A 17,482-nucleotide genomic window follows, 5' to 3' on the forward strand; every position below is an offset into this window, starting at 1 on the left:
AAAGCGGAGAAAACGACCGCTTTCCGCCTGTGCCATCTTTGCGGGGTGCGGGGGCGCGGCTAAACTCTGCCGCCGAAACGCTGGGAGGCTGGGGTGGCGAGCACGAAAAGCAAGCAGGACGACGCGGCAGTGGATCAGACGCTGCCGGAGGGCTCGGTCTATATCGGCCAGAGCGTGAAGCCGGAGTTCATCTATCTGAGGCTGGCGAACCGCCATGGGCTGATCACCGGCGCCACCGGTACCGGCAAGACGGTGACCCTGCAGGATCTAGCGGAAGGATTCTCGTCGGCAGGCGTGCCGGTCTTCTGCGCCGACGTTAAGGGCGACCTCTCGGGCATCGCCATGAAGGGCGAGCCGAAGAAGGGTTTCGAGAAGCGGGCGGAAGAGATCGGCTACGAGCTCGATTACGAGGCCTTCCCGGCGGTCTTCTGGGATCTTTTCGGCGAGCAGGGAATACCGATCCGCTCCACCATCACCGAACTCGGGCCGCTGCTCCTGTCGCGGCTGATGGACCTGAGCGACGCGCAGGAAGGCGTGCTCAACATCGCCTTCCGGATCGCCGACGACGAGGGGTTGCCGATCCTGAACCTGGAGGATCTGCGCGACCTCCTCGTCAATCTCGGCAATCGGGGCAGCGAAATCAAAACGAGCTACGGCAACGTGTCGAAAGCGTCCATCGGCGCCATCCAGCGGAGCTTGCTGGTGCTGGAGCAGCAGGGCGGAGAGAACTTCTTCGGCGAGCCGGCACTCAATATCGAAGACCTGATGCGCACGGCCAAGGACGGCCGCGGCTATGTGAATATTCTCGCCGCCGACAAGCTGATGCAGAGCCCGCGGCTCTACGGGACCTTCCTGCTGTTCCTTTTGTCTGAGCTGTTCGAGGAGCTGCCCGAGGTGGGCGATCCGGACAAGCCGAATCTCGTCTTCTTCTTCGACGAGGCGCATCTCCTGTTCGACGATGCGCCGAAGGCCCTGCTGGACAAGGTGGAGCAGGTGGTCCGGCTGATCCGGTCGAAGGGCGTGGGCGTCTATTTCGTGACCCAGAACCCGCTGGACGTTCCGGACACGGTTTCCAGTCAGCTCGGCAACCGCGTGCAGCATGCGCTGCGGGCTTACACGCCCCGGGAGCAGAAAGCGGTGAAGGCGGCGGCCTCGACCTTCCGACCCAACCCGGATTTCGACACGGAAGAAGCGATCACCCAGCTCGGCGTGGGCGAGGCACTGGTCTCGACCTTGGACGAGAAGGGCCAGCCCACCATGGTGGAGCGGACGCTGGTGCGGCCGCCGCGGTCACGGGTCGGTCCCGTCACCAAGAAGGAGCGGGCCGACATCATCGCCGACAGCCCGATGACGGCGAAATACAAGGAGACGGTCGACCGGCGGTCGGCGTCGGAGATCCTGGCCGAGCGCATGGAGGAACGCCCTTCCACCAAGGAAGAGGCGGCGCAGAACAGCAAGGGTCGCGGCAGCGAGGAGGCGAAAGCCGAGCCCGCGGAGAAGAAAGACGAAGAGCCGGGCGTCTTCATTAGCTGGGCGTATTGGCTGTTCGGTCTGGACCGGAAGGGCAAGCGGCTCACCGGCTGGCAGAAGACGGTGCGTGGCTTTGCCCGCGAGACGGTCGTGGATGCCGGCGAGGCGGTGGGACGGAGTATCGGCGGCACTTCGGGCGCGCAGGTCGGCCGGTCGGTGGCGCGCGGGCTGATGGGCAATCTGCTTCGCTGATTGCCGGCGTGCCATAGCGGCAGCTCTAGCGTTTTGCTCTGGATTGCCGGGGCAAGCCCGGCAATGACGAGTTTGGTTGAGATGCAAAAAGGGCGGCTCGATGAGCCGCCCTTCGGTAATGCATTTCGCGAAACGCTCGGTGCGCCTTACGCCTTCTCGAGCATCTCCTCGACATGCTCCCAGTTCACGAGATTGTCGAAGAAGGCCTCAAGGTATTTCGGACGCGCGTTGCGGTAGTCGATGTAATAGGAGTGCTCCCACACATCGACGCCGAGCAGCGGCCAAGCGCCGTGGACGAGCGGGTTCTCGCCGTTGGGCGTGCCCGAGATTTCCAGCTTGCCGTCCTTGACGGCGAGCCAGGCCCAGCCCGAACCGAACTGGCCTGCGCCGGCGGCGAGGAAGTCCTCACGGAACTTGTCGAAGCCGCCGAGATCGGAATCGATCATGCCCTGAAGCTTTCCCGGCACCTTGGTGCCGCCGCCATCCTTCTTCATCCACGGCCAGAAATGGGTGTGGTTGAAGTGCTGGCCGGCCTGATTGAAGAGCTTCTGATCCTTGCCGAAGCTCTCCTTCACGATCTGCTCCAGCTCCATATTCTCGTACGGAGTGCCTTTGATCAGCTCGTTCAGGGTGTCGACGTATTTCTGGTGATGCTTGTCGTGGTGATATTCGAGGGTCTCAGCCGACATATAGGGCTGAAGGGCGTCGTATGCGTATGGAAGATCAGGAAGTGTAAAAGACACGATTTTTTCTCCAGCAGCTAAATGATTGAGGGGGGAATCCCCGCTGTTAAAGGAGGGAAAAGCGTGGGCACGCTAAAGGTTCCAAGATAGGGGCACAAGCGACCGTTCCGAGCATGGGGAATGGCATCTTATTGGTGTCTTATGCGTTGAGTTCCTCCGCACTATTTCCGAGGGAAGCCATGCTCCAGAGCCTGCAAATGCAGCCATACAGCTACCGGATCGACCCGTCGGTGCCGTCTTTCCCCGACGACCGGCCAATTCTGGTCTTCGACGGGAAGTGCGTCCTTTGCTCGCGGTTCGCCCAGTTCGTCATACGGCACGATCCGAAGAAGCAGTTTCGCTTTCTGGCGGCCCAGACGGCGCTCGGCCAGGCGCTCTACCGGCATTTCGGCCTCGATACGCGCAACTACGAGAGCAACATCCTGCTGGATGGGGGCCGGGCCTATCTGAAATGGGGAAGCGCGGTGCGCGTAGGGTGGCGGCTCGGTTTCCCGTGGTCGGGATTGGCGATGATGGGCTGGCTGGTGCCGCCGGTCATCGGGGACCGCCTCTACGACCTGGTCGCGCAGAACCGCATCCGCCTCTTCGGCGGGCGCGAGCAATGCTACGTGCCGGGGCCTTCTGAGGAAGACCGCTTTATCGCCTGAGGAATAAGGGGTGGGGACGGAGCCCCTGAGCTCCGCCCCCGGTGCCGAGGAAGGTTGCTAACCATGCCAGTGCAGGGCTGACGATTGGAGAATGGCAAAACCCACCTGAACCCAGCATGAACCGAAGCTGCAGGGTTGGTTCAGGTCGGGAGAGGGTTGGTGCAGGGGCTACTTCACCAGGGCCTGGATCTCTTTGAACTCCGGAGAGCCTGCTTTGCCGACCCATTCGAACAGGGCCATCTCCGAGTTCACGACCGACACGTTGGCGTGGAGCATGCGGCCCATGGCGAGCTTGCGGCTCTCCTTCAGACGGGAGCCGATGGCATCCGCCGCGACGAAGGTCTCGAAGCCCTGGGCGGCGAGATCGAGGGCGGTCTGAAGCACGCAGACATGGGCCTCGATGCCGCCGACGACGACCTGGGGCCGGCCCTTGCGGCGGAGCTCCTCGAGACGGTCGCGGATCTCTTTGTTCTGGAAGCAGGAGAACTCGACCTTCTCCATGACGGTGGCGCTGTTGCCGAGGGTCTGGCGCAGAGGCTCGACAGTGGGCCCTAAGCCTTTCGGGTACTGCTCCGAGACCGTGATGGGGAGGTCCAGGGTCTGGGCTCCGCGCACCAGGCGTTCGCAGGCTTTCGTAATGTCGTCAGCGTCAGACATGGCCGGAAGCAGGCGCTCCTGCATGTCGACGATCAGAAGCTGCGATCTCTCCTTGTCCATCAGCATGGATGCGGTCCTCTCGTCTCAGTCTCTCGGGGCGGGCGGGGTGTCGGCCTTGCCGGCGACCAGCAGGGCGAAGGCGTAGGACAGGGCGACCTCTTTCAGCCGGTCGAAACGGCCTGAGGCACCACCATGGCCCGCCTCCATATTGGTGCGGAGCAGAAGCAGGTTGTCGTCGGTCTTGTGGTTGCGCAGGCGCGCGACCCATTTGGCCGGTTCCCAATAGGTGACGCGGGGATCGGCAAGGCCGGCCAGGGCCAGGATGTGAGGGTAGTCCTGGGCGCTCACATTGTCGTAGGGCGAATAGGCCGCGATGGCGCGGTAGGCCTCCGGATCCTTGATCGGGTTGCCCCATTCGAGCCATTCGGGCGGGGTGAGCGGCAGGGTCTCGTCGAGCATGGTGTTGAGCACATCGACGAAGGGCACCTCGGCGATGATGCCCAAGAAGAGATCCGGCGCCATGTTGGCGATGGCGCCCATGAGCATGCCGCCGGCGCTGCCGCCATGGGCGACGATGCGGCCGCGGGAGGTGAAGTTCTGCTCGGCGAGATATTCCCCGGCCGCGATGAAGTCGGTGAAGGTGTTCACCTTCTTCGCCCGCTTGCCCTCTTTGTACCAGCGATAGCCTTTGTCCTTGCCGCCGCGGATGTGGGCGACGGCGTAGACGAAGCCACGGTCGACCAAGCTGAGCGCGGTGATTGAGAAATGGGCCGGCATGGAGATGCCGTAGGCGCCGTAGCCGTAGAGAAGGAGCGGCGCGGTGCCGTCGATGGGCGTGTCCTTGTGGTGGAGGATGGAGACGGGGATCATCTCGCCGTCGGGCGCCGGCGCGAAGATGCGGCGGGCGACGTAGTTCTCCGGCTTGTGGCCGCTCGGAACTTCTTGCGATTTCCGCAAATGCCGCTCGCGGGTCTCCATGTCGTAATCGAACACCTGGGATGGGGTCGTCATGGAGGCGTAGGTGAAGCGGAGCGTATGAGTGTCGTATTCGTAGCCCGGCGCAATCCCAAGTCCATACGCCTCCTCGGGGAACTCGATGGCGTGCTCCTCACCGTCTGCGAAGCGCCGGATGACGATGCGCGGCAGGCCGTCCTCGCGCTCCAGGCGCACCAGGTGATCCTTGAAGGCGACGATGTCGAGGATCAGCCGGCCTGGCCGGTGGGGCTCGATCTCCTGCCAATGCTCCATGCCGGGATTTCCGATGGGCGCCTCGACGATGCGGTAATCCTCCGCGCCGCCGGAATTGGTGAGGATGATCAGGCGATCCTCGTGATGCTCGACGGAATAGTCGTGCTCGGGCTCGCGGCGCGCGACGAGACGCGGCTCGGGGGCAGCCTCGGTCATATCGAGCAGGTGCACTTCGGACGTCTCGTGGTCGTGGGTAGAGAGCGTGAGAAAACGGCGGCTCTGGGTCTGGCCGAGACCTAAAAAGAAGGCCGGGTCGTGTTGCTCGAAGATGACGGCATCCGCTTGGTCCTGACCGAGGACATGGCGGCGGATCTCTCGGGGGCGATGCTCCTCGTCGACCCAGACGTAATAGAGGGCGTTGCTGTCGGCGCCCCAGCTCATGCCGCCATTGCTGTCGGGAATCGTCTCGCCGACCTGGCCGCCGCTCTCCGCCTCGATGATCTTGATGTCGAAGAATTCGGACCCGCTGGTATCGGCGGCGTAGGCGATCAGGCTGTGATCGGGGCTGTGGTCGACCCCGCCGATATTGAAATAGGCGTGCTCAGCGGCTAGCGCATTGCCGTCGAGGAGAACGCGTTCCTCGCCGAGGGTCGCGTCCGGCTGGATGGGGCGCCGGCAGAACAGCGGATGCTGCCCGCCGGTGACGAAGCGGGTGTAATAGACATAACGGCCGTCGGGGGAGGGGACGGACGAATCGTCCTGCTTGATGCGCGCCTTCATCTCCTCGAACAGGGTCTTCTGGAGCGCCTCGGTCTCGGCGAGCACGGCCTCGGTGTATTTGTTCTCCGCCGTCAGATACGCCTCGATCTCCGGATCGAGCACGCTGGGGTCGCGCATCACCTGTTGCCAGTTGGGCGCGCGCAGCCAGGCGTATTCGTCTTGCAGCTTTTCGCCGTGGTATTCGGCCACGGTCAGGCGCTTGGCCGCCTCGGGCGGCAGCGGTCGCGAAGGGATATCCATTACAATTACTGTCGGTTATTTGGCTTCGTCGGCGGCCGGATCGAAGTCCAGGGCGCAGCCATTGATGCAATAGCGCAGGCCTTCCGGTCCAGGGCCGTCGGGGAAGACGTGGCCGAGATGGGCATCGCAATTGGCACAGCGCACCTCGATCCGGCGCATGCCGTGGGACAGGTCTTCGTGGGTGGTGACGTTTGCCTTCACCGCCGGATCGGTGAAGCTCGGCCAGCCGGTGCCCGATTCGAATTTGGCGTCGGAGCTGAACAGCGGCGCATCGCAGCAGACACAGCGATACATGCCGTCGCGCTTCTCCTGGTAATAGGGATGGCTAAAGGCCGGCTCGGTGCCTTGTTCCTGGGTGACGTGATAGGCCTCAGGGCTCAGCGTCTTGCGCCGGTCCGTCTCGGCGTTCTCGGTTTTTTTCTGCATGGCTCGACCTCAAGGATGATGTGGGAGGAAACATAGTCCCCAAGCGGCGTTAATTGGAGGGCGCGGCAACGTTTTTTCCTTGGCTTGCCGCGGCCTGCCAGACTTTAGGAAGAACTTCGGCTCATCGGAAAATGCAGCTCTGACGTCTAGGGCACTACGTTCGGGGAAAGTTTCCAGGGTAAAGATACTATGGGCACTGGTTGAACTGTGCTATACGCGCGCTGCCGGAGTGTTAGTTTTGAGTTTTTTGCAGGCTATAGTTGCAGAGTTATACTGTCGCTGCGCCTTAAAAACGGCATATTCTAGTATATGTAAGTCGTCATTCGTGAGTTGATTTGCGATTTTGGTAGTTCAACGATTTAGGAGCATGTTGTGGAAGCAAGGGGAGGTCAACAGCGGCCGATGGAAGATAATCTAGAGAAGACCGAGCTCGTCGAGCTGGCGGCAGAGATCGTGTCCGCCTACGTGAGCAACAACACGGTCGTGGCTGCGGAGCTGCCGAATGTCATCGGCAGCGTGTTCGATGCGCTGAATCAGGCTGCTTCCAACTCCACCCAGCCGCCTCGCGAGGAGCTGAAGCCGGCGGTTCCGGTGAAGAAGTCGGTGACGCCCGACTACATCATCTGCCTGGAGGACGGGAAGAAGTTCAAATCCCTCAAGCGGCACCTCCGGACCCATTACGATCTTTCGCCGGAAGAGTATCGCGAGAAGTGGGGCCTGCCTCACGACTATCCCATGGTCGCGCCGAACTACGCGGCGGCTCGCTCCGCGCTCGCCAAGCGCATGGGGCTGGGTCAGCGCCGGCGCTAGTCTACGCCTCTCGGGGTCCCGGTGAATCATCGCCGGGACTTCGCGCGCCTCGCACGGTCCTAGCGGCAAAGAGACGGCCGGGCCATCCTGCCTCCAGATTCAGTAGCCCAATTTAAGGCTGACACAAGCCGTTGTGATTCTTCGTAGAATCCCATCAATGGTCTTGAGAGTGTCGCCCGAACTGCAGATAGTCGAGGAGCCGGTCTGATTCGAGATCGGCGCGCTGCAGGGGGGCCGATTTTTTGAGTGAGACCGGATTCAGAGACCAGCTGCTCGTTTCGGGGCAGCGTGAGCTTTTCGACTATTGGAAGGCCCTCTCAGAATCAGGCCCGATCCCCAATCGAGTGGATTTCGATCCGCAGCGGATCCCGCGTCTCCTGCCGAATATCTGTCTCATCGACGTGAAGGATGGGCTGACCGAATCGCGCTTCCGGCTGGCCGGCACCGCTTTGCGCGGCATCTACGGTTCGGAGCTGACGGGACGCCGGGTGGAGACCGTGTTTCGCGGACGCCAGGCGGAGTATTGGCGGCGCGTCCACGGTGCGGTGATCGAGGAGGGCGCGGTGCAGAGCGGCGTGGTCAGGGGGCCTGTGAAGGGCCGCGGGCACATCGTAATGTACTGGCTTCGGCTGCCGCTTCGCCTGGAAGGTCCGGAGGTTCGCTTCATTCTCGGCTACGACTTCTCGGGCCGTGCGCCGGTCGAAAGCGCGGAGGATGCGGACGGGTTCGCGGATCTTCAGGGCGAGCTGCCGCTTCGGTATCGGTTTCCTCCGAAAGGCGCTTGCGCTTGAGGCCGGCCAATAGGATCGCTCGCTCGGCGCGATAGGCGCTCATCAGCGCAAGATGACGATTGAGATCGTAGCTCCAATGGGATGCGCGGGCGCGGCGGCGCTCGGTCCGCAAAGCGCGGGCGAGCTTGGCGACGATATGCTGAGTTCCCTCGATGGAGGCATCGGCGATCTCATGAGGCCAGAGCGGGACGAGGCCCGGCAGGTCGCGTTTCCGCGCATAGGCCTTGGCTCCGGCCCGGGCCATCCGGCGATAGATGTGGCGGTCGCGCCGGGCGTCATCCCGCTTCCACTTTCCTCCCTCACGTCCATCGCAGCCCATCTCAACCTCATCGTGAGGCCGGCATGATGGGGCGCTGACGCCGTGCGGGGATTTCTATCTTCACGTCCCTATGGAGGCGCCCGATCTGCGCTCCGTCTGCCTGAACTTATCCCCGCCCCGCTCCGCAATCATAGATTGCCATAGGAATTTATAGAGCATGTTATACTTTACGTACCCAGTGCGGGGCGGGTAGGATGAACTACCCTGCCGGATACAACCCAGAGTTTGAGGCTGCGGAGAGATGGCGGCCCGGCAGGCTATGGAGCTTGCTGGATATGCTGAGGTTTCACGCGGATAAGTTCGTCAACCTACTCAATCTCCTAAATTTGATTGAGAACTTGCTGACCGACCCGGAAAGCTTTTTCCAAACTGAGGGCAACACACAGCTCGCAGTGGAGAGGTTGACGGAGCTGGAGACGTTGTTGCAGGCGTTACGGTTGAACGTTTCACTAAAGAAGGCCCAGCAGCTCAAGATGCTTATGGCGGGCGGCAACGCCGAAATGGGGTTACTAGCCAAAAGCTACTGTGAGCAGCTTAGGGAGAGGATTGAGCACGAGCTGGACGGCAAGGCGCTTTACTTCGTCTCTAACAACGCGCGACTCCTCGACAGCGACGAGCCAGCGTTTGGGCAACGTGTAGACGAGTGTTTTCCCTCGGCGCGCTTTGATATCGAAGAGGCTGGCAAGTGCCTTGCTCTCTCACGCGGCACGGCGGCAGTTATGCATCTGATGCGAGCTGCGGAAGTGGGACTGGGATGCTTAGCGTCAGCCTTAAAGGTCGACGCCTCAAACGAGAACTGGAACTCGCTCCTAAACGACATCGAAAAAGAGATTAGATCTCGTACCGCAGCGACGCACGGGCAGGACTGGAAGGACCGTGAGGAGCCCTTCTTTACCGAGTCGGCTACACACTTTCGGCTTATGAAGAATGCCTGGCGTAACCACGCCGCTCATGCGCGGGTCAAATACACCACCGAGGAAGCCGGAGAAATTTATCAGTCGGTGAGGGCCTTCATGCGGCATCTGTCGAAGCGTCTTAGAGAGCCCTCTGAGGTTCCGCTCGATTATGGTGATTTAAGTCGGCTCGTAGCAGAGGCGATCAGGAACAACGAACAGGCCGAATAGGCCACGCTTGAACCCTAAATCGACTCGTGATCCTCTTCCCGCTTTGGTTGAAGGTGTAACGATGTCTTTCATAGATACCGTCGGCGACCCGGTTGATATCGCGTCGGCTACAAACGGCTCGGATTTCATCGCGCAAATTGTACTTGGCTATCTCGAAGACACCGGCAATACGATTTCGGTGCTCACGGCTCTGTCTCCTCTTCCAGGCGGGGATTACGAATACATCTTTGCTGTAGTCGAAGCTGATTGGGAGAGCGGGGAAGAGAGCCGATTTCTGGACGGTCTTGACACTTTGGACATCCTCCCAGAGAAGGCGGACCGAGAGCTTGCGCTTTCCATGATTATGACCGCCACTGACGTTCTCATTGAGAAAGCCCAAATAGGTAAGTTTTTTACCTATACGCCAGACGTCCCCGATAAATCATTTGTTAAGTACGAACTGATTTTCAGGGTCTTTAAGGAGTTTGGCTACACGGTAACTAAGGGCGAGGCCTATCTGGGGATTACCCTGTGGCAGGTCGAACGTGTCACATAGGATATGAGTTGTAGGTAGGTGATGGCCTACCTATAATAGGAAGGCCTATAGGAGTGTATTATGAATAGCGAACGGCAGAAAGAGCTTCTACGGAACGCGCTAACTCGCGCTGACCGGAAGATCGAGAAGTATCTAAAGGTGCCCGTTATTCGAGCTGTCGCACGCACGCCGGTTGCTGATACAAAGAAAAGCACGACGTTCACGCAACGAAAAGTTCGGGTTCCCTGCGACGCTGAATAGCTAACGCACACCTTTTTTCCGCACAATTACATCAAGCGCGCGCTCGAAGATCGTCCCACTGTCATCGGCCTCGACCTTTCGAGCGGTCTCTTTGAAGCGCTCGCTTTGCGGCTTGTCGGGCTTCTCGTCTTGCTTCTTTGGCTTCGACTTTGGTGAGGCCATACGGCTTCCCGCCTCTAACAAGTTGTTTGATAGGTGAGCCGCTTACCGACGACACCCTTAAGGGCACGTTCGGCCCGCTCTACGTCATCCACGCCAAGCGCGGTGCGCGCATTGTACCGGAAATCGAACTCCGCGAGATAGCGGTGCAAGTGCTTTTCCCGACAATGCTGGTAGGTGCCACGCATCCCACGCTTAAAGACCGAGAACACGTTTTCCACGGTGTTGCTGTGGACCGGGCCGCGCGCATATTCGCCAGCGGCGTGGCGCACGGTGTCGTGTCCGGCGAAGTTGTTTTTCAGATCGCCATAAAGGCGGCTTTCGTCGGTGTAGATCTGAGTTTCCCGGCTGATGTTCCGGTTCACCAGATCGTTGATGTTGATCTTGTTAGCGTGCGCGACGTGGAAGCTGCGGACGCTACCGCCACGCTCCACCAGAGCGACGATGGCCCGCTTGTTCGCTGGACCGCGTGAGCCACGCTTGTTGAAGGGCTCACCACTGGTGCGGGTGGTCCGCTTCACGTCCGGCGAACCGTAATAGGTTTCATCCGCTTCCACGATCTTTCCGCTGCCGCCCATGGGAGCCAAGTTACCGTCGCGCATTGCCTCACGGATGCGATGGCCCATGAACCAAGCGGTTTTCAGGGTCACGCCCAAGGTGCGGTGAAGCTGGTTCGAGCTGATGCCCTTCTTAGCAGATGACATCAGGAAGATGGCTTGCAGCCACAGATGCAGCGCAACGTGGCTGGACTCGAAGATGGTCCCAACCTTCACGGTGAAGGGCTTCCGGCACTGGTAACACTTGTAGGTGCCAATGCGGGTGCTCTTGCCCTTCATGGGGCTGATGCGGTCAACGCCACCGCAATGGGGGCACACCGGACCATTCGGCCAAACCCTCTTTTCCACGAAAGCGTAAGCCGCTTTCTCGTCGTGGAAGTGCTTATCCGAAAGAACTGATTTTGCCATTTCCCGTCTCCTTACCCTTCAAATATGGTCCTTCGGAGTGGGTACGTCAAGTATAATATTGTGAATTTATACCTAGTGAGGGTTGAGGAGGCTCTGTCTCCAAGACCGCCGGAGAGGGGTGCTAATGGCGATGGCGCAGTCGGTAGAGCGTGTATTTCAATCCCGATATCGGGCGGCGAGGATAACTTCTCGCGATCATGTGGTGCGGCGGGCCAGCGAGGCGGCGGTTGCGGCTGCGTTCGGGCTGGAGCCGGAAGAGCTGAAGGCGGCGACGCGGGGGCCGGCGCGGGCGGCCTTCGCCCGGCAGACGGCGATGTATCTGGCGCATGTCGGATGCGGACTTTCCCTGACCGAGGTTGGGCGCGTGTTCGGCCGGGACCGGACCACGGTGGCCCATGCCTGCGGTGTGGTGGAGGACAGCCGCGACGAGGCGGAGTTCGATTCCATGCTGACCCATCTTGAAGATGCGGTGGCCGCTCTGATTGCGGCCCTCGCGCCCGGGAGGGAGGCATGAGAGAGGCGGCCGACACTGCCTCGGCCCTCCGAAAGGAGACGGAAGCAGCGAAGCTGTTGCGCGCGCTTCTCGATGAGACGGCGCGCCTGGCGCAAGCAGAGGACGGCTTGCGACTTACGATGCCCGGCCGCGAACACAGCAAGAAGGCCGATCTCGGCACCGTGCGGTACTGCATCGCGCAGGACTGGCTTCGGCCGAAGGGTAAGACGTTGCTGCTGACCGATGCGGGGCGTGCCTGGCTCAAGCGGCTCGATGCGGGCGACGATGCCTATCGGCGGCAGCATCAGATCCGGCGAACGGTGGATGTCGAGATCGACGGCGTGCGCCGGCCCGCGCTGATCAATGACGCGGAGAGCCCGCTGGGCTGGTTGAAGAACCGGAGGGACCGAAACGGCCGGCCGCTGATTTCAGACGCCCAGTTCGAGGCGGGGGAACGGTTACGATCCGACTACACGTTCGGTCACCTCACGCCGCGAACCACGGCGAATTGGGGGGCGTTTGCGCCGAGCGCCGGCGGGCGTCGCGGACCGCCATCGGATGTGGCGGGCTTGCGGGACGAGGTGCTGGCGGCGAAGGCCCGGGTCGGCAAGGCGCTGGAGGCGGCCGGGCCGGAGCTCGCCGGCGTGCTGATCGATGTGTGCTGCGAGCTGAAAGGTCTGGAGGAGGCGGAGAAGGCCCATGGCTGGCCGCAACGGGCCGGCAAGGTGGTGCTGCAGATCGCCCTCACCCGGCTTGCCCGTCATTACGGGCTGATCTCGGAGGAGCGAAAAGGGGGAGGCCGCGTGCGCCATTGGGGCACTGAGGATTACCGGCCGAGCATCGAACGGTGGGTGGGCGAGGGGGAGTGAGTCTTCGGGCCGGCTAGTTGATCGCGGGCGAGCCTTCGAGCGCCTCGCTGGCATCGGCGCGAATGCGGCGCACCATTGCGGAGAGGCCGTTGGAACGCTGGGGCGTCAGATGCTCGGTGAGGTTCAGCCGGGTCAGCATCTCGTCGGCGTCGATCTTCAGGATCTCGTCGGCGGGCTTACCGGAATAGAGCGAGAAGAGAATCGCGATCAGCCCGCGCACGATGTGGGCGTCGCTGTCCCCGTGGAAGATCAGCCGCGGACGCTCGGTGCCGGCACCGTCAGGGTGCGTGGCGAGCCAGACTTGGCTGGCGCAGCCCTGTACCTTGTTCTCTTGGGTGCGCTCGTCCTCGGACAGGGGCTCCAGCTTGCGGCCCAGCTCGATGACATAGCGGTACCGGTCTTCCCAATCGTCGAGCAGCTCGAAATCGGCAAGGATGTCGTCGAAGGAGGCAGGCGCGCCCGTCTCGGCGGAAGTATCAGTCATGCAGCGAATATAAGAGGAATGGCGCGGCTGTGCGAGGCGGGGGGCGGAAAAGAATGGGGCGCACGCCAGAACCCGAGAAAAGGGCAAGAACCCGGGTTCGGCATACGCCCCTGGCAGACGGGGGCTGCCGATAAGTTCGTTGGACGTCTTATCCATGACGGCGCACGGGGCGCCGTCGCGGACGCGTCAGGTCTTAAGTGCCTTGCGGGGCGTGCCAGCCCGGGGCGAGGTCGGTCGGCTTCAGCGTGTTCTGAGACTTGCTGGTGACCTCTTCCTTCATGGCCGGCGCCATCACGTTTTTAGGCTCGGGCGTCATGAGGACGGCAGGCTCGCCGGACGCCTGGTAGACGGGCGGCACCTCGACCTCGTCGCTCGTGCGGTCATTGACGAAGTTCATGACCATGTTGGCGCCGAATTCGGCCTTGGCTACGAAGATCTCGAAATAGTTCTGGCCTTTGACGCAGACATCCGGATTGCGGGTGCAGAAGCCGCTGATGTCCTTTACGGCCGCCTGAGCGGTGCCCAAGACCTCGGTCTGCTGATCCCGATCCGTCGGCAGCAGCAGGATGACGATGATTATCCAGAACGCCATTCTGATGAGAAACATGATACTTGCCCTTTATCTCGACGGGCCGGTTCTCACGGCCCGCTTTCCCTCAGATAAGGCGACCATAGAACATGCGATCTAAGACGCCTTCACTTTGAGGGGGCGTTTTTGATTCGAATTTTATCTATCCGGTTTTCGACCTGTTCACGCCCATCTCTGGCGTTGGAAATCTCAGGCACACATGCGGATAGATCACCCCCGATTCGCGCACAGATAACGGGCCGGTGCCAAGAGGCGTTCCCGGCGCGGCGGGAATACCGTCGATCATGGTTAACAGAGTAAAACCACAGACGAAAAGACGCGGTTTTCCGGGGGTTTGGCAGCCTACCGGCGCTTTATGCTTCTTTAAGTGCGGGGCTCGATACTGCGGTTCTTGAATCGGGGAGGTAAGCGGCGGTCCGCTCCGAAATGAATGTAATGCGTAACAAGAGTCTGCGTGGCTTTGCTGCCTATTTTGCTTCGCTCGTCCACGAGACGGTGCGTGACGATCCACTGACAGCAGCCCGACATCAATCCTTCATCGCCCAGCGGATCCTTGGCGGTCTGCTCGCGCTTTGCGTGTTTCCTGTCTATCTGGTGCTGGCCGGCAAGCCGTCGCTGCTGGGCGCGCTGGTATTTCTCTGGTTCCTCTCGCCGCTTGCGCTCGCTTTCTTCGTGTCGCGGACCGGCAAGCTGCAGGCCGCTCATCTGATCTCGGCGGTGAACTTTGCCGGGCTGATCACCTTCTCGGCCTGGCTGACGGGCGGCATCTCTTCTTTCCTTCTTCCGTGGTTCGTGGTCGTGCCGATCGAGGCCGCGCTGGCGTCGAACCGGAAGGTTCTTCTCTGGTCGACGATTGCGAGCGTCGCGGGCGTTCTGGTGTTGGCTGCGGGCGGCATGCTCGGCGCGGTGCCGCCGGCCCATTCCTTCCCGCTGCCGGACTCGGTGCTGGGTATATTCGGTCTCGTGACGGCCGCTCTTTATGGGGCAGGGATCGCGCTTAGCGTTCAGCTCCTGCACGGCAGGTCCGACGATGCCATGCGGCTCGGCGAGGAGCGCTATCGCCTGCTGGCGGAAAACGCGACGGATATGATCACCCGCCACGACGAGAGAGGACGGGTGATCTTCGCCTCGCTCGCTTCGCAGCAGCTGCTTGGTGAGCCGGCAACGCGCCTATCGGGCAACGGTCTCTTCGAGCGGGTGCATGTCGCCGACCGTCCAGCCTATCTCACGGCGCTCTCCCGGGCCCAGCTGCACAATCAGGCCATGTCGGTGGAATTCCGTCTGCGCCGCAACGGCAATGCGGGTGCCGACGACTATATCTGGGCGGAGATGCGCTGCCGGCCGGTGCGCCAAGCAAAGGGCGATCGGGCGGGCCGGTCCGTGGTGGCGGTGACACGCGACGTCACCGAGCAAAAGGCGCAAGAAGCGGAGCTCCTGCGTGCACGCGATGCTGCGGAAAGCGCCAACCAAGCCAAGACCCAGTTCCTGGCCAATATGAGCCACGAGCTGCGGACGCCGCTCAATGCCGTCATCGGCTTCTCGGAGATCCTGGCCCGCGAGCTATTCGGCCGGTTGGGCGAGGACCGCTATCGCGATTACGCGCGGCTGATCCACGAAAGCGGGGGGCATCTTCTGAATGTCGTCAACGACATTCTCGACATGTCGAAGATCGAGGCGGGCAAGTTCAACATCCTGAAAGAGCCCTTCGACGTCGGGTCTCTGCTGAAATCCTGCATGGAGATCGTGGGGCCGACGGCGGAGCAGAAATCGCTGTCCCTGGAGCTGGAGCTGCCCGTGGCGATGCCGGAGCTTCTGGCGGACAAGCGTGCCTGCAAGCAGATGCTGCTAAACGTGCTCTCCAACGCCATCAAGTTCACCGACGAGGGCGGACGCGTGCATATGACGGCGCGCGAAGCCAACGACGAGGTTCATCTGATGGTCCGGGATACGGGTATCGGTATCTCGGAGAAGGATCTGCCCAATCTCGGCAATCCCTTCGTGCAGGCCGACAATTCCTACGACCGGAGCTATGACGGCGCCGGCCTCGGCCTGTCGGTGGTGAAGGGTTTGGCCCGTCTGCATGGCGGCCGACTGGAGATCGACAGCCAGCTCGGCGAGGGCACGACGGTTCTGATCGCGCTGCCGAAGGGCGAGGCGAGCCTGCCGCGAGAGCCGATCGAGACCGAAGAGGTCCAGACAGCCTCGGCTGCGTAAGGCCATCGTCCCGGAACGGCCAGCTCATTTAAGAAGTCTTTAGGATCATTGTTCACAATGGCGTCAGCCATTGATGGCGATTCCTAACGGGTTTTTCTGTGCGTCTAGAATGAGTCTGCTTCCGGCACGTTTGGTCTTCGTTGCGTTTATCGGGCTTTGCGGCCTGATCACGTACAACGCGCTCTACCTGCAAGATGTGCGGGGCGGCGCCGGACGTGTAAGCGCCGAAAACGAAGAGAGCGCTCCGAAGCAGCCCGAAAAGACCTCCTCCCAGCCAACGAAGACTGCACAAGCGCCAGAGGCGCAGGTCGATTCCACGGTGACCGGAGCCGCGCCTGCCAGCGCGCCGGTGCAGGAGGCATCGTCGGCCCTGGTGACCGCGGTGCAGCGGGAGCTTTCCGTGCGCGGCTACGATGTGGGCGACGGGGACGGCACCATGACGCCCCAGACGGAAGACGCGATTCGCCAATACGAGCTCTCCCATGGCCTGGTGGAAACCGGCACGCCGAGCGACGAGTTGTTGCGCCATATCGTGCTGGGCGAGAGCCTGGGCGATATGGGCATGGCGCCGGCCTCCGGCGGACAGGGCGGCGGCGATGCCTCGCCGCCCGGCGACATGGTGAAGGCTGTGCAGCAGACCCTTGCGGATCTCGGCTATGCGCCGGGTCCGGTGGACGGCATGATGGGGCGGAACACGGCCGACGCCATCCGCCAGTTCCAGAAGGACCGCAAGCTTGCCGAGACCGGAGAGATTTCGCCCACTCTGCTCCAGGAGATGGAGCGGGTCAGCGGACGCCGCTTCGCCGGTGGCAGCACCTATCAGTAATCCCCGCTTGAAGAGCGTTTCGTGACCCGGCTGAAGAGCGAGCTTTGGGTGCGCGCCTATATGCGCCGGCTGGAGACGGAAGGGATTCCGTCGGTGATCGTGCGGCGGGGGAACACCGAAGCTGGAGCGATTTACATCCTCATCAACCGGCTGGATCGTACGGTGCAGATGTTCGGTCCCGCGCCCGCGGGGCTTGACGACGCGGGCGAAGAGCGGCGCTTCGTGCCCCATTTTGACGGGAAGCCCGTGCCCGAAATGGATGCGAGTGAAAAGCTGATGCGGGAGGCGGAATTCGACTCAGACATCTGGGTCGTGGAGGCTGAGGACCGCGCCGGGCGGCACTTCCTCGACGACTGGCTGGCCGACGAGGACGGGTTTTGATCCCCGCCCCCTTAACGTCCCGTTAACTATAACCCCCTCCAATTGAATCATATTCGAAGCGCGGTGAGCGTGCTTCGGGATGATACGGGACTGACGGAGAAGCCAGATGGCCAGCATTCTGCAGTTTGCGCCGGCGAATGAGAGCAAGCCGCGCCGCCGAAACGAGGCGACCGACCAGCTCGGCGAGGTGGTGATCTTTCCGGGCGTTCGGATCGAACGCCACGAAGAGCCGGACGCGATGCCGGTGGACGCGCCCCGCAAGCAGGCGCAAGAGAGCTAG

Annotated in this window: 21 protein-coding genes; 13 read left to right on the top strand and 8 right to left on the bottom strand. The window is 61.8% G+C overall.

Features of this window, described 5'->3' with window-relative positions; translation table 11 throughout:
- Positions 1-93: 93 nt before the first annotated feature.
- Entirely contained in the window at positions 94-1,722 is a 1,629-nt protein-coding gene (locus tag ACFQ2F_RS06470) for a helicase HerA-like domain-containing protein (RefSeq protein WP_379087423.1), read from the top strand.
- 146 nt (positions 1,723-1,868) lie between these two features.
- Here ACFQ2F_RS06470 and ACFQ2F_RS06475 read toward each other — a convergent pair whose 3' ends face one another.
- Positions 1,869-2,465 carry a superoxide dismutase gene (locus tag ACFQ2F_RS06475; protein WP_379087426.1) on the bottom strand — a complete coding sequence of 199 codons (597 nt, stop codon included), beginning with the start codon at positions 2,463-2,465 and terminating at the stop codon, positions 1,869-1,871.
- A 179-nt stretch (positions 2,466-2,644) separates the two neighbouring features.
- Here ACFQ2F_RS06475 and ACFQ2F_RS06480 point away from each other — a divergent pair, with 179 nt between their 5' ends.
- A complete protein-coding gene (locus tag ACFQ2F_RS06480; RefSeq protein ID WP_379087429.1) occupies positions 2,645-3,112 on the top strand; it encodes a thiol-disulfide oxidoreductase DCC family protein in 468 nt (155 codons plus the stop codon).
- 168 nt (positions 3,113-3,280) lie between these two features.
- Here the strand turns inward: ACFQ2F_RS06480 and ACFQ2F_RS06485 are convergent, their stop codons facing one another.
- The 3 genes from ACFQ2F_RS06485 to msrB are packed head-to-tail and all read right to left on the bottom strand — an operon-like array spanning position 3,281 to position 6,403.
- Positions 3,281-3,835: a hydrolase gene (locus ACFQ2F_RS06485; protein WP_379087431.1), complete on the bottom strand. Its 555-nt coding sequence runs from the start codon at positions 3,833-3,835 to the stop codon at positions 3,281-3,283.
- Positions 3,836-3,853: 18 nt separating this feature from the next.
- Positions 3,854-5,977 carry a S9 family peptidase gene (locus tag ACFQ2F_RS06490; protein ID WP_379087434.1) on the bottom strand — a complete coding sequence of 708 codons (2,124 nt, stop codon included), beginning with the start codon at positions 5,975-5,977 and terminating at the stop codon, positions 3,854-3,856.
- Between the two features lie 15 nt (positions 5,978-5,992).
- Positions 5,993-6,403 (bottom strand): peptide-methionine (R)-S-oxide reductase MsrB, encoded by a 411-nt coding sequence (gene msrB / locus ACFQ2F_RS06495; RefSeq protein ID WP_379087437.1) that lies wholly within the window; start codon positions 6,401-6,403, stop codon positions 5,993-5,995.
- Between the two features lie 402 nt (positions 6,404-6,805).
- Here msrB and ACFQ2F_RS06500 point away from each other — a divergent pair, with 402 nt between their 5' ends.
- The 5 genes from ACFQ2F_RS06500 (at position 6,806) to ACFQ2F_RS06520 (ending at position 9,982) form a co-directional block, all read left to right on the top strand.
- The gene (locus ACFQ2F_RS06500) at positions 6,806-7,213 is read left to right on the top strand and encodes a MucR family transcriptional regulator (protein ID WP_379087440.1); all 408 of its coding nucleotides are present in this window, start codon (positions 6,806-6,808) and stop codon (positions 7,211-7,213) included.
- A 242-nt stretch (positions 7,214-7,455) separates the two neighbouring features.
- On the top strand, positions 7,456-8,004 hold the full coding sequence (locus ACFQ2F_RS06505) for a PAS domain-containing protein (protein WP_379087443.1): 549 nt from the start codon (positions 7,456-7,458) through the stop codon (positions 8,002-8,004).
- A 52-nt stretch (positions 8,005-8,056) separates the two neighbouring features.
- On the top strand, positions 8,057-8,350 hold the full coding sequence (locus tag ACFQ2F_RS06510) for a hypothetical protein (protein WP_379087446.1): 294 nt from the start codon (positions 8,057-8,059) through the stop codon (positions 8,348-8,350).
- 167 nt (positions 8,351-8,517) lie between these two features.
- Positions 8,518-9,447, top strand: a complete 930-nt coding sequence (locus ACFQ2F_RS06515) for a hypothetical protein (RefSeq protein ID WP_379087449.1) — start codon at positions 8,518-8,520, stop codon at positions 9,445-9,447.
- Positions 9,448-9,508: 61 nt separating this feature from the next.
- Entirely contained in the window at positions 9,509-9,982 is a 474-nt protein-coding gene (locus ACFQ2F_RS06520) for a hypothetical protein (protein ID WP_379087451.1), read from the top strand.
- A gap of 240 nt (positions 9,983-10,222) precedes the next feature.
- Here ACFQ2F_RS06520 and ACFQ2F_RS06525 read toward each other — a convergent pair whose 3' ends face one another.
- The gene (locus ACFQ2F_RS06525) at positions 10,223-10,384 is read right to left on the bottom strand and encodes a hypothetical protein (RefSeq protein ID WP_379087454.1); all 162 of its coding nucleotides are present in this window, start codon (positions 10,382-10,384) and stop codon (positions 10,223-10,225) included.
- 14 nt (positions 10,385-10,398) lie between these two features.
- A complete protein-coding gene (locus ACFQ2F_RS06530) occupies positions 10,399-11,346 on the bottom strand; it encodes an IS1595 family transposase (RefSeq protein ID WP_379087457.1) in 948 nt (315 codons plus the stop codon).
- A 202-nt stretch (positions 11,347-11,548) separates the two neighbouring features.
- Between ACFQ2F_RS06530 and ACFQ2F_RS06535 the strand changes: the two genes are divergently transcribed.
- Together ACFQ2F_RS06535 and ACFQ2F_RS06540 are read left to right on the top strand one after the other, a co-directional pair.
- Positions 11,549-11,860, top strand: coding sequence for a helix-turn-helix domain-containing protein (locus ACFQ2F_RS06535; protein WP_379087459.1), 312 nt, complete (start codon positions 11,549-11,551; stop codon positions 11,858-11,860).
- Positions 11,857-12,708 (top strand): DUF6456 domain-containing protein, encoded by an 852-nt coding sequence (locus ACFQ2F_RS06540; protein ID WP_379087462.1) that lies wholly within the window; start codon positions 11,857-11,859, stop codon positions 12,706-12,708. Before ACFQ2F_RS06535 ends, ACFQ2F_RS06540 begins: the two co-directional genes overlap by 4 nt.
- A 13-nt stretch (positions 12,709-12,721) precedes the next feature.
- On the opposite strand, the gene ACFQ2F_RS06545 is transcribed toward ACFQ2F_RS06540, so the two are convergent.
- Positions 12,722-13,192, bottom strand: coding sequence for a SufE family protein (locus tag ACFQ2F_RS06545; RefSeq protein WP_379087465.1), 471 nt, complete (start codon positions 13,190-13,192; stop codon positions 12,722-12,724).
- Positions 13,193-13,385: 193 nt separating this feature from the next.
- Positions 13,386-13,799, bottom strand: coding sequence for a DUF5330 domain-containing protein (locus ACFQ2F_RS06550; protein ID WP_379087468.1), 414 nt, complete (start codon positions 13,797-13,799; stop codon positions 13,386-13,388).
- Between the two features lie 417 nt (positions 13,800-14,216).
- Here ACFQ2F_RS06550 and ACFQ2F_RS06555 point away from each other — a divergent pair, with 417 nt between their 5' ends.
- From ACFQ2F_RS06555 to ACFQ2F_RS06570, 4 genes are all read left to right on the top strand, one after another.
- Positions 14,217-15,995, top strand: a complete 1,779-nt coding sequence (locus tag ACFQ2F_RS06555; RefSeq protein ID WP_379087471.1) for a PAS domain-containing sensor histidine kinase — start codon at positions 14,217-14,219, stop codon at positions 15,993-15,995.
- A gap of 109 nt (positions 15,996-16,104) precedes the next feature.
- Positions 16,105-16,821: a peptidoglycan-binding domain-containing protein gene (locus tag ACFQ2F_RS06560; RefSeq protein WP_379087474.1), complete on the top strand. Its 717-nt coding sequence runs from the start codon at positions 16,105-16,107 to the stop codon at positions 16,819-16,821.
- Positions 16,822-16,842: 21 nt separating this feature from the next.
- Positions 16,843-17,202, top strand: a complete 360-nt coding sequence (locus ACFQ2F_RS06565; RefSeq protein ID WP_379087477.1) for a DUF1491 family protein — start codon at positions 16,843-16,845, stop codon at positions 17,200-17,202.
- Between the two features lie 106 nt (positions 17,203-17,308).
- The gene (locus ACFQ2F_RS06570; protein WP_379087480.1) at positions 17,309-17,482 is read left to right on the top strand and encodes a hypothetical protein; all 174 of its coding nucleotides are present in this window, start codon (positions 17,309-17,311) and stop codon (positions 17,480-17,482) included.

Origin of the sequence: Methyloligella solikamskensis (assembly GCF_042676065.1) — a bacterium.
Lineage (GTDB): Bacteria > Pseudomonadota > Alphaproteobacteria > Rhizobiales > Methyloligellaceae > Methyloligella > Methyloligella solikamskensis.